At 62.0% G+C, this 13,927-nt stretch carries 16 protein-coding genes; 9 read left to right on the forward strand and 7 right to left on the reverse strand.

Going from position 1 to position 13,927, the window contains the following annotated elements; translation table 11 throughout:
* Positions 1 to 3: 3 nt before the first annotated feature.
* A complete protein-coding gene (locus PVW51_RS01515) occupies positions 4 to 351 on the reverse strand; it encodes a DUF2794 domain-containing protein (RefSeq protein ID WP_114276068.1) in 348 nt (115 codons plus the stop codon).
* A gap of 117 nt (positions 352 to 468) precedes the next feature.
* On the opposite strand from PVW51_RS01515, the gene paaI reads away from it, so the two are divergent.
* Positions 469 to 909, forward strand: a complete 441-nt coding sequence (gene paaI, locus PVW51_RS01520; RefSeq protein WP_274573319.1) for a hydroxyphenylacetyl-CoA thioesterase PaaI — start codon at positions 469 to 471, stop codon at positions 907 to 909.
* Positions 906 to 2,216 (forward strand): phenylacetate--CoA ligase PaaK, encoded by a 1,311-nt coding sequence (gene paaK, locus PVW51_RS01525; RefSeq protein WP_274573320.1) that lies wholly within the window; start codon positions 906 to 908, stop codon positions 2,214 to 2,216. The genes paaI and paaK overlap by 4 nt, the downstream gene beginning before the upstream one ends.
* Before the next feature lie 369 nt (positions 2,217 to 2,585).
* On the opposite strand, the gene PVW51_RS01530 is transcribed toward paaK, so the two are convergent.
* Both PVW51_RS01530 and PVW51_RS01535 read right to left on the reverse strand, forming a co-directional pair.
* Positions 2,586 to 2,867 (reverse strand): I78 family peptidase inhibitor, encoded by a 282-nt coding sequence (locus PVW51_RS01530; RefSeq protein ID WP_269363385.1) that lies wholly within the window; start codon positions 2,865 to 2,867, stop codon positions 2,586 to 2,588.
* A gap of 22 nt (positions 2,868 to 2,889) precedes the next feature.
* Positions 2,890 to 3,507, reverse strand: a complete 618-nt coding sequence (locus tag PVW51_RS01535) for a TetR/AcrR family transcriptional regulator (protein ID WP_274573321.1) — start codon at positions 3,505 to 3,507, stop codon at positions 2,890 to 2,892.
* Positions 3,508 to 3,622: 115 nt separating this feature from the next.
* On the opposite strand from PVW51_RS01535, the gene PVW51_RS01540 reads away from it, so the two are divergent.
* The 6 genes from PVW51_RS01540 to PVW51_RS01565 all read left to right on the forward strand — a co-directional run bounded on the left by PVW51_RS01540 (position 3,623) and on the right by PVW51_RS01565 (position 8,399).
* A complete protein-coding gene (locus tag PVW51_RS01540) occupies positions 3,623 to 4,552 on the forward strand; it encodes an AEC family transporter (RefSeq protein ID WP_269363627.1) in 930 nt (309 codons plus the stop codon).
* Positions 4,553 to 4,613: 61 nt separating this feature from the next.
* Positions 4,614 to 5,447 (forward strand): S-formylglutathione hydrolase, encoded by an 834-nt coding sequence (gene fghA / locus PVW51_RS01545; RefSeq protein WP_274573322.1) that lies wholly within the window; start codon positions 4,614 to 4,616, stop codon positions 5,445 to 5,447.
* Positions 5,444 to 5,896 (forward strand): YaiI/YqxD family protein, encoded by a 453-nt coding sequence (locus PVW51_RS01550; protein ID WP_114274290.1) that lies wholly within the window; start codon positions 5,444 to 5,446, stop codon positions 5,894 to 5,896. The genes fghA and PVW51_RS01550 overlap by 4 nt, the downstream gene beginning before the upstream one ends.
* A 54-nt stretch (positions 5,897 to 5,950) precedes the next feature.
* Complete coding sequence (locus tag PVW51_RS01555; RefSeq protein ID WP_274573323.1) at positions 5,951 to 6,571, forward strand: HAD-IA family hydrolase; 621 nt, start codon at positions 5,951 to 5,953, stop codon at positions 6,569 to 6,571.
* Entirely contained in the window at positions 6,568 to 7,488 is a 921-nt protein-coding gene (locus tag PVW51_RS01560) for an ornithine cyclodeaminase family protein (RefSeq protein ID WP_274573324.1), read from the forward strand. Before PVW51_RS01555 ends, PVW51_RS01560 begins: the two co-directional genes overlap by 4 nt.
* Positions 7,485 to 8,399, forward strand: coding sequence for an alpha/beta fold hydrolase (locus PVW51_RS01565; RefSeq protein WP_274573325.1), 915 nt, complete (start codon positions 7,485 to 7,487; stop codon positions 8,397 to 8,399). Before PVW51_RS01560 ends, PVW51_RS01565 begins: the two co-directional genes overlap by 4 nt.
* Before the next feature lie 39 nt (positions 8,400 to 8,438).
* On the opposite strand, the gene PVW51_RS01570 is transcribed toward PVW51_RS01565, so the two are convergent.
* The gene (locus PVW51_RS01570; protein WP_269363373.1) at positions 8,439 to 9,680 is read right to left on the reverse strand and encodes an MFS transporter; all 1,242 of its coding nucleotides are present in this window, start codon (positions 9,678 to 9,680) and stop codon (positions 8,439 to 8,441) included.
* Between the two features lie 260 nt (positions 9,681 to 9,940).
* Here PVW51_RS01570 and zapE point away from each other — a divergent pair, with 260 nt between their 5' ends.
* Positions 9,941 to 10,999 carry a cell division protein ZapE gene (zapE, locus tag PVW51_RS01575; RefSeq protein WP_274573326.1) on the forward strand — a complete coding sequence of 353 codons (1,059 nt, stop codon included), beginning with the start codon at positions 9,941 to 9,943 and terminating at the stop codon, positions 10,997 to 10,999.
* A gap of 366 nt (positions 11,000 to 11,365) precedes the next feature.
* Here zapE and PVW51_RS01580 read toward each other — a convergent pair whose 3' ends face one another.
* From PVW51_RS01580 to accD, 3 genes are all read right to left on the reverse strand, one after another.
* Positions 11,366 to 11,554, reverse strand: coding sequence for a hypothetical protein (locus PVW51_RS01580; protein WP_269363370.1), 189 nt, complete (start codon positions 11,552 to 11,554; stop codon positions 11,366 to 11,368).
* Between the two features lie 114 nt (positions 11,555 to 11,668).
* The gene (locus tag PVW51_RS01585) at positions 11,669 to 12,943 is read right to left on the reverse strand and encodes a bifunctional folylpolyglutamate synthase/dihydrofolate synthase (protein WP_274573327.1); all 1,275 of its coding nucleotides are present in this window, start codon (positions 12,941 to 12,943) and stop codon (positions 11,669 to 11,671) included.
* The gene (accD, locus tag PVW51_RS01590; RefSeq protein ID WP_269363367.1) at positions 12,940 to 13,917 is read right to left on the reverse strand and encodes an acetyl-CoA carboxylase, carboxyltransferase subunit beta; all 978 of its coding nucleotides are present in this window, start codon (positions 13,915 to 13,917) and stop codon (positions 12,940 to 12,942) included. The genes PVW51_RS01585 and accD overlap by 4 nt, the downstream gene beginning before the upstream one ends.
* Positions 13,918 to 13,927: the final 10 nt, after the last annotated feature.

The following is a 13,927-nucleotide window of genomic DNA, read 5'->3' on the forward strand; positions in this document are numbered from 1 at the left end:
AGGTTATTCCACCGCGCGGATCAGCTTGCGCTCCAACACACGCAGGACCGCTTTCAGGTCATGGCCCCTGCGTAGCACCTGACCGTTTGTCCCGATCACCGCATACATCCCCTGCTTGCTGCGCAGTTTCGGGCGTTTCTCGATCCGGTACAGCGGGATCTCGGCCGTGCGCCGGAAAACAGAAAACACCGCCACGTCGCGCAGACATGATATGCCGTAATCGCGCCATTCACCCGCCGCAACCATCCGTCCGTAAAGCGACAGGATCAATGACAGTTCGGTGCGGTGAAACGCGACCTGTTCGGCAGGACGCTCAAAGGGGGTGACTTGCGGAGGAAATTGCACTGTCATGTTTCTACAGTTGCGCCCTTCGCCGCCCAATTCAAGAGCCTGCGTAGATGATAATGATTGAAAGAGTTACAGCATTGTGGAATTCTCAGGATTTATGAAACATAAAGAGCCAGCCAAATGACCCCCCAGGAACGTGCGGAAAAATCGACAGAGATCATGTTTGCCGCCGATCAGGCCTCTGCCGGGCTGGGCATGACCATCACGACGGTCGCACCCGGACAGGCCACGCTGACCATGAAGGTCCGGCCCGAAATGCTGAACGGGCACCGGATTTGCCACGGCGGCTATATCTTCACCCTTGCCGACAGCGCCTTTGCCTTTGCCTGCAACAGCTACAACCAGCTTGTTGTCGCCCAGCAGAACCAGATCACCTTTCTCAGCCCTGGCCGGGCTGACGAGGTGTTGACCGCCCGCGCGGTGGAGACATCCAGAACCGGACGATCAGGCATCTACGACGTCACCGTGACGGGCGAGGACGGGCGCACGGTCGCGCTGTTCCGTGGCTTGTCGCGCAGTGTCAAAGGCCAGCATTTTCCTGAGGAGGGGACCCAAGAATGAAAGACCTGACGCCAGAAAGATCCACCCTTGATCCGATCGAGATTGCCAGCCGGGACGAGATCGAGGCGCTGCAACTGGAGCGCATGAAATGGTCCCTGCGCCATGCCTATGACAATGTGCCGTTCTACAAATCCAGCTTTGACGCGGCTGGCGTACATCCCGATGACCTGACATCGCTTGCCGATCTGGCAAAGTTCCCCTTCACCGTCAAAACCGACCTGCGCGACCATTACCCCTTTGGCATGTTCGCCGTCCCGCGCGAGAAAGTGGCCCGCATCCATGCCTCCTCGGGCACCACGGGTCAGCCGACGGTCGTGGGATACACGCAGGCCGACCTGAACAACTGGGCCAGCGTGGTGGCGCGGTCCCTGCGTGCGGCAGGAATGTGTCCCGGCGACATGTTGCACAACGCCTATGGCTACGGGTTGTTTACAGGGGGGCTGGGCATCCATCTGGGTGCCGATGCGCTGGGGCTGTCGACCTACCCGATCTCGGGCGGGATGACACCGCGCCAGGTCCGCCTGATCGAGAATTTCAAGCCCAAGGGGATCACCGTCACCCCGTCCTATGCCCTGTCCATTCTGGATGAATTCGCCGCGCAGGGCATCGACCCGCGCGCCAGCTCGCTCGAAGTCGGCATTTTCGGCGCCGAGCCCTGGACCAATGCGATGCGCCTGGAAATCGAACAGGCCTTCGACATGCATGCGGTCGACATCTACGGCCTGTCCGAAGTCATGGGGCCGGGCGTGTCGATGGAATGCGTGGAATCAAAGGACGGGTTGCACATCTGGGAAGATCATTTCTATCCCGAGATCATCAACCCCGAAACCGGGCAGCCGGTTGCCGAGGGTGAACAGGGAGAGTTGGTCTTTACCTCGCTCACGAAAGAGGCCTTTCCGATCATCCGCTACCGCACCCGCGACCTGACCCGCCTGCTGCCCGGCACGGCACGGTCCATGCGGCGGATGGAAAAGGTGACGGGCCGGTCGGATGACATGATCATCCTGCGCGGCGTGAACGTCTTTCCGACCCAGATCGAAGAGGCGCTGATGGCAACCAGCGGCCTTGCCCCGCATTTCCAGATCGAATTGTCCCGTCCCGACCGCATGGATCAGATGCGGATCTTGTGTGAATGCGCGGATGCCTCCGTCTCTGACGCGCTGCGCGCCGATGCGGCAAGGGCATTGTCTGCCCAGATCAAGCAGACCGTCGGGATCAGCGTCAAAGTGGATGTGGCCGATGTCGGCGGTGTCCCCCGATCCGAAGGCAAAGCCGTGCGGATCGTGGACAACCGCCCCAAGTCCTAGAATTTCTGGATCTACCTGATCACCTGGCGCCGCCTCTCCTTTTGATCTCATGCAAAAAGGGGTTTGCGATAGCGTTCCCCGCGGGGAACCCAATACATTGTTAATAAAAATTTTATTTGGTTCACGCCGCGCGGGGGGCGAGAAAGGCGCTTGCCGAAGTGTTACGGGATATAAGGGGCCTGTGCGCGGCCCGGCGCCTTCGGCTTGTTCCGGGCCTGGTTGCCAGTGATCAACTGTAGATAAGTCCGCACAGCGGACCCATATGTGCCCCCCGTCTATGGTCCGGTCCGGGTCGGATTTTCCTGTCACCGCCCACTGACACGATTCAAACGCTTGCCTGATCCGCCTCGGGTCAGACAGCCGGACCGCTCAGCCACATGTGATGTCGATGATCACATCCGTATCGTTGAGCACGATGTTCACGCGGGACGCGTTGAAATCCATCGTGACCGGATCGCCCAGGCGGTATTGACGCTTGGGGTCCGGTATGGACAGCGCCACGACCGCGTCCTGACCGATCATTCCGGCATAGGCCGCCGCGTTACAGGTGTCAGCACCGCCCGCGCCAGCATCAGACGAGGCGCCGCCGTTTTGTTGCGGGCCGCAGGCCGCCAGCGCGGCGGCGGTGACAAGTGCGATCTGTGTTTTCATGTCCTGTTCCTTGATCTCGTTCTCATGTTTCGTACCGGGCCAGAAAGGTCTCGACCGCGCTGTCCACCACCCGGTCGATTTCGGCGTCAGAGACGGTCTTTGTCACGCCAAAGATCAGCCGCGTCCAGATGTCGGCCTTGCAAAGCTCGCCAAACTGGTCGGCGGCCAGCGCGTGATCCTCGATCTTCAGTTCGCCCCGGGCCTCTGCCCCCTGGAAATAGGCAACCATCTCGGCCCGCACAACCGCGGGACCGGTGCTGTAGAATTTCTGGCCCAGCTCGGGAAACCGATCCGATTCGGCAACGCAGATCCGAAACACCTGCTGCCCGAAGGTCGAGGTCAGAAACCGCAGGAAGTGCCGCCCGGCCTGGCCCAGCACCGCGCGGGGCGGGGCGCACATGTCGATGGTCTTGACCGCTTCCTGGCTCTGACGGGCGCATTCGGAGCTGGCAACCTCCATGAACAATAACCGCTTGTCAGGAAAATAGCTGTAAAGCGTCGCCTTGGACACCGCGGCAACGCGGGCAATCTCATCGACGCTGGCCCCTTCGAAACCGTCAGCCATGAACACGGAACGCGCGCCTTCCAGCACCTGATCGAATTTCCGGCCCTTGCGAACCTTTGGGGGGGCAACGTTCATTTCTGCTCCGAAACATTGAGGTACAACAATATAAACCGAATCGTTCAGTTCCAAGCGGTATTTCCGTGCAGCAGGACGCTTGCACCGGACCGCATTGCTGGATACCCCTTGGGACATGCTGGCGATCTTCATGAAAACTCTGCCCTTCTTTGCCCTGATCGGGCTGGGCTTCTGGGCAGGACGCTCCAGGTTCTTCAGTGCCGAAGCCACCGCATATCTGACAAAATTTGTCTTCTACTTTGCCCTGTCGGCAATGCTGTTCCGGTTTTCCGCCAATCTGTCGCTGGCCGAGGTCTGGGATACCCGCCTTGTGGTCGCCTATCTCTGGGGGACGAGCTTTGTCTACGGGATCGCCACGCTTGTCGGTTTCCTGCGCGGCCAGGACGTGCCGACAACCGCGATCGAGGCGCAATGCGCGGTGATCGGGAACACCGGGTTCCTCGGTGTTCCGATGCTCGCCCTGCTTCTGGGCCCGGAGGCGGTCGGCCCGGTGCTGCTGGCGCTGGCGATAGACCTGGTTGTCTTCTCCAGCCTGATCGTCATCCTGATTACCGGTTCGCGTGGCGGTCTGGCACCGATGCAGATGCTGCGGCCCATCGGGCTGGGCCTGATCCGCAACCCGATGATCGTCGCCATCGTTCTGGGCTTCGTCTGGTCGGGCCTGCAGATCCCCATCCCGGACCCGATGAACGACTTTCTCAGCATCCTCGGCGGCGCCGCGACACCGGGCGCCCTGTTTGCCATCGGCGCCTCACTCGCGCTGACTCAGCCCGAGCGGATTCACATCGCGGGCTGGCTGAGCTTTTGCAAACTGGTGCTGCACCCGCTGTTTGTCGCCTTTGCGGCGCTGTTCCTGTTCGGCGTGGACCCGTTCAAGGCAGGCGTCATCATCGCCGTTTCCGCGCTGCCCGTGGCCGGAAACGTCTATATGCTTGCCCAGCATTACGGCGTCGCCCCGGTCCGGGTCTCGACCGCGATCCTGTTGTCCACCGCCGTCAGCATCCTGACCGTCAGCCTTGTCGTGGGCTGGATCACCCAGGTTTGACACCGGGGTTCGCGCCGCTTTCCATCATTCCATGAGACCCGAAACCTCGAAAGGACACACCATGAAAACGATCTCTGAAAACGCCTGTTTCGGCGGCACGCAGGGGGTCTATTCGCACAGCTCCGCGACCTGCGGCTGCGACATGACGTTCGGCCTCTTCCTGCCCGCCGAAGCCCGCGACGGGCCCGTGCCGGTTCTGTGGTATCTGTCGGGCCTGACCTGCACCCATGAAAACGCGATGACAAAGGCCGGCGCACAGTGCTGGGCGGCGGATCACGGAATCGCGCTGGTCTTTCCCGACACCTCGCCGCGCGGCGAGGATGTGGCGGACGACGAGGCCTATGACCTTGGCAAAGGTGCCGGTTTCTACGTGAACGCGACCGAAGACCCCTGGAAACCTCATTTCCGCATGTGGGACTATATCGCCGAGGAACTGCCCGCGCTGATCGGCGAAAATTTCGCCATCGACCTGGACCGGCAGGGCATCACCGGTCACTCGATGGGCGGGCATGGCGCATTGACCCTTGCGATGAACCTCGACGGTCGGTTCAAATCGGTCTCCGCCTTTGCCCCCATTGCGCACCCCACCGCAAGCGACTGGGGCAGGAAACAGCTTGCTGCCTACCTGGGCAGCGACGAGGCAACCTGGGCGCGCCATGACGCGACCCTGTTGATGGCAGACAAGGGATTTGACGGGCCGATCCTGATCGACCAGGGCGCTTCCGACCAGTTCCTTGACCTGCTCAAACCCGAAGCGCTGGCCGCCGCCATCGCCGCCAAACGCCAGCAGGCGAGCTTCCGGATGCAGCCGGGCTATGACCACAGCTATTTCTTTGTCTCCAGCTTCATGGAAGATCACATCGCCTTCCATGCAGAAGCACTGTGGGGCGCATGACCGCGCTCTACATCGACGCCGATGCCTGCCCGGTCAAGGCAGAGGCAGAGCGCGTGGCAACCCGCCACAAGGTGCGGATGTTCGTCGTCTCCAACGGTGGCCTGCGGCCTTCACAGAACCCGCTGGTCGAGACGGTGATCGTGCCGGATGGGCCCGATGTCGCGGACATGTGGATCGCGGAACGCGCGGGCACGGGCGATGTCGTGGTGACGGGTGATATCCCGCTTGCCGCCAAATGCGTGGCGGCGGGGGCAAAGGTGCTCAAACACAACGGTGAGGCCCTGACCGGGGCCAACATCGGCAACGTGCTGGCCACCCGCGACCTGATGGCCGACCTGCGTGCCGCCGATCCGTTTCGGCAGGGCGGCGGCAAGAGCTTTACAAAGGCCGACCGCTCCCGTTTTCTGGACGCGCTGGAGCGCGCCCTGCGCGCGGCACAGCAGCAATAGCCTTTCTCGTTGAAAAGAACGCCCGGGATTTCCAGGCAGGGGAGATAAAGACAGATGAAACCGCAGGCCGTCGTTTTCGACATTGGCAACGTGCTGATCCACTGGGATCCGCTCCCGGTCTATGACCGCCTGATCGGGGCTGAACGCCGGCAGGCGCTGTTCGCTTCCGTAGACCTTTTCGACATGAACCGACGGGTCGATATGGGCGAACCCTTTGGCGATCTGGTGCAGGCCACCGCCAGGGCCAACCCGGAGTGGTACGACGAAATCCTGCTGTGGCAAAAGCACTGGATGGACATGGCAACGCCTGCCATCGACCGTTCGGTGCGGCTGATGCAGGCCTTGCAGAAGAAAGGCGTGCCGGTCTTTTCGCTGACCAATTTCGGGATCGAAACCTATGATCTGGCCGCAACCCATTATCCGTTTTTCCGGTCATTCGACCGCGATTTCATCTCCGGTCACCTGAAGATGATGAAGCCGGACCCGGCCATCTTTGCCCATCTGGAGAGGGAAAGCGGCGTTGACCCGGCCGCCCTGCTCTTTACCGATGACAGTGCGGCCAATATCGCCGCCGCTGCCGCGCGGGGATGGCAGACCCATCTGTTCGAAGGTCCCGAAGGATGGGCCGGCCGCCTTGTCGCGGCAGACCTGCTGAGCGAGGAGGAAGCACAATGACCGATGTCCCGAACATCCCCTTCGATGCGGGCGAGGCGCGGCTTGACTGGATCGGGCTGACCGATGCGCTGGCCGCAGGCCATGATCTTCCCAAGGCAGAGATCGGGGATACATTCCTCTATCGGGGCAAGGATACCCTGCTCAACCGCGCCGCCTGGATCGACGGCCTGGGCATCGCGGTCAAATCAGCCACTGTCTTTCCCGGCAACCCGGCCCAGGGCCGTTCCATGGTGAACGGCGGTGTCTGCCTTTATGCGGACGACACAGGCCAGATGGCCGCCATTGTCGATTTCCATCTGGTGACCAAATGGAAGACCGCCGGAGACAGCCTGCTGGCTGCCCGCAGGCTGGCCCGCCCGGACAGCCGCAACATCCTGATCGTCGGGGCCGGGACCCAAGGCAGGGCGCTGCATGCAGCCTATTCCGCCGCCTTTCCGGATGCCGCCTTTACCGTCTGGAACAGAACCCCGGAGAACGCTCAGGCCATGGCCAGCGAATTGCCGGGACTGGCGGTTGCCGAGGATCTGGAAACCGCCGTGCGCGGCGCGGACATTGTCACCTCGGCCACCATGTCGACCCAACCCCTGATCAGGGGCGACTGGCTGCAACCGGGGCAACATATCGATCTGATCGGCGCCTACCGACCCGACATGCGCGAAACCGATGATGCGGCACTGAAGCGGGCGCGCATCTTTGTCGACAGTTTTGACACCACTATCGGCCATATCGGCGAAATCAATATCCCGCTGGAATCCGGGGCAATCACCCGCGACGATCTGATTGCGGATTACTACGACCTTGCCCGGTTTACCCGAGAGTCCCGCGATGAGATCACGCTGTTCAAGAACGGCGGCGGCGCGCATCTGGATCTGATGACCAGCCGCTACATTCTGGACCGCTGGAACGCAGGGCAGTGATCTGGGTCCTGCTGATCCTGGCGGCGATCATCGCCTTGCCGCCGTTGATCGAATGGAACCGCCACCGCATGGACGACAGCGCGCGCGGCACGGCACCGGGGCAATTCGTGCGGCTCAGCAAGGGGGTCACGCATTTCAACTGGCATGGCCCGGCGGACGGGCCGGTCTGTGTCTGCGTGCACGGTCTGACCACGCCCAGTTTCGTCTGGGGCGGCCTGACCCCCGGCCTTGTCGAGCGGGGTTACCGGGTGCTGACCTATGACCTCTACGGCCGCGGTTATTCCGACCGGCCCAGGGCGCCGCAGGACCGAGCGTTCTTTCTCGACCAACTGCGCGAGTTGCTGGCCCATCTGGGGGTCGAGGGTGACATCACGCTTATCGGGTATTCGATGGGCGGGGCGATCAGCACGGCCTTTTCGGCGGAACATCCCGACCGGGTCAACCGGCTGGTTCTGCTGGCACCGGCGGGTATGGGGCTGGCGCGTGGCAAGCTGATGCGGTTCATCATCGACACCCCCTTGATCGGCGACTGGTTGATGCTGGCCCTGTTTCCCCGGATGCATCGCAAAGGCGTCCGGGCCGAGCGCGATCTGCCCACTGCGGTGCCGGACGTCACCCTGCTTCAGGCCAAAGAAACGGAGTATCAGGGGTTTACCCCTGCGGTGCTGGCCAGCCTGCGCGGGCTGCTGTCCAAAACACTGGAATCCGAGCACGTGAAGCTGCAGTCGGCAGGCCTGCCGGTGCTGGCGATCTGGGGCGGTGCCGACAGGGTGATCCCGGCCGCCGCCATCGGGACTTTGGCGGAGTGGAACAGCAAGGCGGCGCATGAGGTGCTTGAAGGGGCCGGGCACGGGCTGACCTACACCCATTCAGGCGAGATACTGGAAATCCTGCGGCGCTATGGCGTCTGACGCAAGACCTGGGTCACGTAACCCTGCCCTCCGCCCGGATCAGGCCGTCACCAGCCCTGCCAGCCGCTTCTCCCGGATCGGAAGATGCACGATGGCGCTGAAAGCCCCCACGGCCACGCCGATCCACCACACGGCTTCGTAGTTGCCATAGGCGTCATACATGCGCCCGCCCAGCCAGACGCCCATGAAGCTGCCCAACTGGTGGCTGAAGAAAACAATGCCATAGAGCGTACCCATGTACCGCAGCCCGTAGATATGCGCGACAAGGCCCGAGGTCAGCGGCACCGTCGCCAGCCAGAGCGCGCCCATTCCGACAGAGAACAGGATCACCGTAACCGGCGTGATCGGAAACATGATGAACATCGCCGCGATCACCGTGCGGCCCACGTAGATGCCCGCCAGCAGGTATTTCTTGGAATAGCGCTTGCCCGCCCAGCCCGCGGCCAGTGTCCCCGCGATATTCGCCAGGCCGATCAGCGAAATCGCCACGGCGCCCAGTGCCGATGTAGTCGTGATCCCGATGTTATGCAGCACCCCGCCCGCCAGAATCGGCCCGCACATCTCGGTCACGAAGGCCGGAAAATGCGCGGTGATGAAGGCCAGCTGATATCCGCAGGAAAAGAACCCCAGGAAGATCAGCGTATAGGATGGATCGCGGAAGGCCTTGACCAGGATCTGCCCCATGCTTTCCTCAAGCTCCGCCTTGCTGGCCATCGCGGGCGCGCGCATCAGTGGCAGTGTCAGGATCATCGCCAGAATGACCGCCGCGAAGACGAGGAAGGTGCTCTGCCAGCTCAGAAATGTCAGCAGCCATTCGGCTGTCGGCGCGCCGAACACCTGGCCCGCCGATCCCGCCGCCGTGACAATCGCCAGTGACATGGAGCGGTTTTCATCGGAAGCCGACCGGCCCACAACCGCCAGGATCACGCCGAACCCGGTTCCCGCGATGCCGAAACCCACCAGCCAGGCATAGGCCTGATGCTCCAGCGGGGTGCCGGAATTGGCCGACAGGATCAGCCCCAGCGCATAGACAACCGCCCCGATGATGATGGCACGCCGGTCGCCGATCTTTTCGGCGACAGCGCCGAATATCGGCTGCCCGACACCCCAGGCAAGGTTCTGGATCGCGATGGCAAGCGAGAACTCCGTGCGCAGCCAGCCGAATTCTTCTGCAATCGGGATCTGGAAAACACCGAAAGACGCGCGCACCGCAAAGCTGACCATGATGATGAAACACCCGACCAAGAGAACGGGTGTGAAAATGGATGTCCGTTCTTGCATGTCAGATCCGCCATTTGAATTTGTCTCAAAAGTACCGAAACCAATTGTCGCGTCAAATGATCAAATGTGTTGATACACCCACATTTCCTGACCTATCGCGTCCCGCCTTTGACCTGCAACAGATCACATCGGCACTGTCCCGAGAGCGCGTGGCGCGGCAGGGTATCGGCGATGCAGGTTTAAGGCGGGGCGGGCGCTTTATGCGACGGGCGCAGGCGCCGCTGCTTTCCATCGCCGGCGCGGGCCTGTAAGAAATCCCCATGCCGACACTGCAAGAAACCTATGATGACCTGATTGCCCAGGGAAAGCTGACAGCGGACCCGGCGCAACAGGCCGTTTTGCCGGAATTCGACCGCATCCGCACAGCCCTGTTGCACCCCGTCAAGAAGGGTCTGTTCCGCAAGGCACCCGAACCGCCCAGGGGGCTTTACCTCTGGGGCGGGGTGGGGCGTGGCAAATCCATGCTGATGGACATGTTTGTTGATCATATGGGCGACATTCCGTCTCGACGGGTCCATTTCCATGCCTTCATGCAGGAAATCCACAGCGCCATGCACGAGGCCCGCAAGACCGGCGTGGACGATGCCATTGCCCCGGTCGCGGCCGAAGTGGCCGAATCCGTCCGCTTGCTGGCCTTTGACGAAATGCAGATCACCGACATCACCGATGCGATGATCGTGGGCCGCCTGTTCCAGGCGCTTTTTGCCGCCGGTGTCGTGGTGGTGACCACGTCGAACCGGGTGCCGGACGACCTGTACAAGGATGGGCTGAACCGGAATCTGTTCATGCCCTTCATCGATCTGATCAAGGATCGCATGGTGGTGCATGAACTGGCCAGCCCCAGGGATTACCGGCAGGACCGGCTGGCGGGCAGTCAGGTCTATTTCACACCGGTGAATGCCGAAAGCCGCGCGACCATGGATGCGGTCTGGAACGATCTGGCCGGCGGACCGGGCGCGCCCCTGATCCTCAAGGTCAAGGGCCGCGAGGTCGAGATACCGGCCTTTCGCAATGGTATGGCGCGGGCCGGGTTTCACGGGCTATGCGGCAAACCGCTGGGTGCGGCTGACTACCTCGCGCTGGCCGATGCCGTGCGGGTTCTTCTGCTGGACGACATCCCGCAGCTAGGCCGCAGCAACTTCAACGAGGCGAAACGTTTCGTCACCCTGATCGACGCCCTGTACGAGGCGCGCGTCAGGCTGATCTGCTCTGCCGCTGCCGTGCCGGAAATGCTCTACCTCGAAGGAGAAGGCACCTTTGAATTCGAACGCACTGCATCACGGTTGCGCGAAATGCAGGCCGAAGGCTGGGGCAGTTAGGCGCTGGACCGGGATCCTAGGCTCTGGACCCATTAATTCTATATGCTCAGCGGCGATTTCGCGAATTTTCAAAGGTTTGGGGCGTGCAGCCAATAGTGGTTCTATTTGCAAGCGACCCAAGACGTTGAAATGAAGCGAAATTACCGCCCGTCGCTCCGAAGGAGCGCCGAGTCATGTTGGCACGCCTTTGGCGTGACGGGTTTGACGGATTTTCCCGCAGCCCATTGCCCGGCAGGGCATTGCGCAGCAATGTCCCGAGAGGAGGTGGCGCATCTGCTTGAAATAGAACCACTATTCTTGCGCAGATGCTTCTGGTCTGCGAAAAAATCTGTCAAACTGAGCAAATAGAATTAATGGGTCCAGAGCCTAGCTGTCGGTGGACAGATAGATCTCTTCCTGCCCGCCGGTGACGTCCGGATGATAAGGCGCGGTGCTTTGATACAGAAACCAAAGACCGCCCAGGATGATGCCGATGCCAACCATGATAAAGATCGCCTGAGACAGGCCACGGTCGTCGCTCTGCTTTTCGGAGATGGTGTTCGATTGATGTGCCATGGTGCTGCTCCGGTGTCGTCCTCAATATGTTCTTGTGGTCAAACCACGTGTGAATTGAGGTACATCATACCACATCTGGCCCCCAGAGGAGCATCTGCAACGAAATATCGCCCGTTAGCTGTTTTCGCGCAACACCACACCGGCAAGGTAAAGCGACCCGCAGATCAGCACCCGTGCATGGGGGTCCTGCGCCACGATATCAGCAAGCGCATGTGCCACATCGGGAGATTCCACGGCCTCCAGCCCTGCCGCCCGCGCGGCCTTCGCGGTTTCCGAAGCGGGCAGTGTCGCGGATTCGCCGGGAATGGAAACCGCGTGCAGCGACCGCGCATGTGCCGCCAGCGGGCGCAGGTAACCGCCGATATCCTTGGTGTTCAGCATGCCGCAGATCAGGTGGGTGGGGCGGTCGGGCGCCTCGGCAAGCAATGCCGCGATAGCCTCGCCCGCCGCCGGGTTGTGGCCCCCGTCCAGCCACAGATCGGCCGCGCCCGCAAGATCGACCAGCGGCCCGGTTCTGAGCCGCTGCATCCGTGCGGGCCAGTAGGCACCGGTCACCGCAGCCTCGCAGGCCTCGTTGCTCACGCCCAGATGCCGCAGAGCGGCCAGCGCCGCCCCGGCGTTCATCACCTGATGCGCACCGGGCAGATTGGGCAGGGGCAGATCCAGCAGACCGCGCTCGTCCTGATAGACCATGCGCCCGGCTTCCTGACCGATATGCCATTGCTGTCCGTATGCCAGCACCGGCGCGCCCAGCCGCGCCGCCCGTGCCTCGATCACCTCAAGGCCCGCTTCCTCCTGCGGTCCCACGATGCAGGGCACGCCCCGCTTGATGATCCCCGCCTTTTCGCCGGCGATTTCGGCCAGTGTTTCACCCAGGTATTGCTGATGGTCCACCGACACCGGGGTGATGATGCTCAGCGCGGGTTTTTCCACCACATTGGTCGCGTCCAGCCGTCCGCCCAGACCGACTTCCAACAGCGTGTAATCCGCAGGCGTGCGGGCAAATGCCAGCAGCGCCGCCGCGGTCGTGATCTCGAAATAGGTGATGTTGCCGCCGCCGTTGGCGGCGTAGCATTCATCCAGCACCTCGGTCAGAGCATCCTCGGCGATCAACTCGCCAGACAGCCGGATGCGTTCGTGAAACCGCGCCAGATGGGGGGATGTATAGGCGTGCACATCTTTGCCCGCCGCCTCAAGGCCTGCGCGAATCATGGCCTGGGTCGACCCCTTGCCATTGGTGCCGGCAATATGGATCACCGGTGGCAGATCGTTTTGCGGATTGCCCAGTGCTTCCAGCAGCCGCCACATCCGGTCAAGCGTCAGGTCGATGATCTTGGGGTGCAGCGCCATCATCCGCGCAAGGATGGCGTCCGATGTCGGGGCTGTCATTTCTTCTCGGCTTTTGGGGCGTCCTTCTTGGACGCGTCCGCGGGCTTGGCTTCCGCGCCTGTCAGCGCATGTGCCAGTTCCCCGCCCTCCTCTTCGGGCGCGGGCAGATCGCCGCGCACGGCAGGCGGCAGGCCCAGCAGCATCCGGGTGATGCCGATCAGTTCCTCGCGCAGCTCGGTCCGGGGTGTCACCCGGTCCAGCATGCCGTGATCCAGCAGGTATTCCGCACGCTGGAAGCCGTCAGGCAGCTTTTCACGGATGGTCTGTTCGATCACCCGTGGCCCGGCAAAGCAGATCAATGCGTTGGGTTCCGCAATCTGAACGTCGCCCAGCATGGCATAGCTGGCCGTCACCCCACCGGTGGTCGGATGGGTCAGCACGACGATATAGGGTAGACCGGCCTCTTTCAGCATCTGCACCGCCACCGTGGTGCGCGGCATTTGCATCAGGCTCAGGATGCCTTCCTGCATCCGCGCGCCGCCTGCAGCGGAAAACAGGATCAGCGGGCGCTTCAGCTTCACCGCTTCCTGCGCGGCAGCAATGATCGCATTGCCCACATACATGCCCATCGACCCGGCCATGAAGGAAAAATCCTGACAGGCCGCAACAATGGGCGTGCGGCCGATTTCACCGGTGCCCACCAGCATCGCCTCGGTTTCGCCGGTCTCGCGCTGTGCCGCCTTCAGACGGTCGGGATAGCGTTTCTGATCCCGGAACTGCAGCGGGTCGGCAGGCGGCACGGGCACCTTGATGTCTGTATAAATGCCACCGTCGAACAACGCGCGAAAGCGGTCACGCGGGGAAATCGGCATATGGTGGCCGCAGTTGGTACAGACGTTCAGGTTATCCGATACCTCGCGGTGAAACAGCATGGTGCCGCAGTCATCGCATTTCGTCCACAGATTGTCCGGCGTTTCACGACGCGAAAAGATCGAATTGATCCGCGGACGGACATAGTTCGTGATCCAGTTCATATCAGGCCCC

It is taken from the genome of Sulfitobacter sp. PR48 (genome assembly GCF_028807335.1).
Taxonomy (GTDB): Bacteria; Pseudomonadota; Alphaproteobacteria; order Rhodobacterales; family Rhodobacteraceae; genus Sulfitobacter.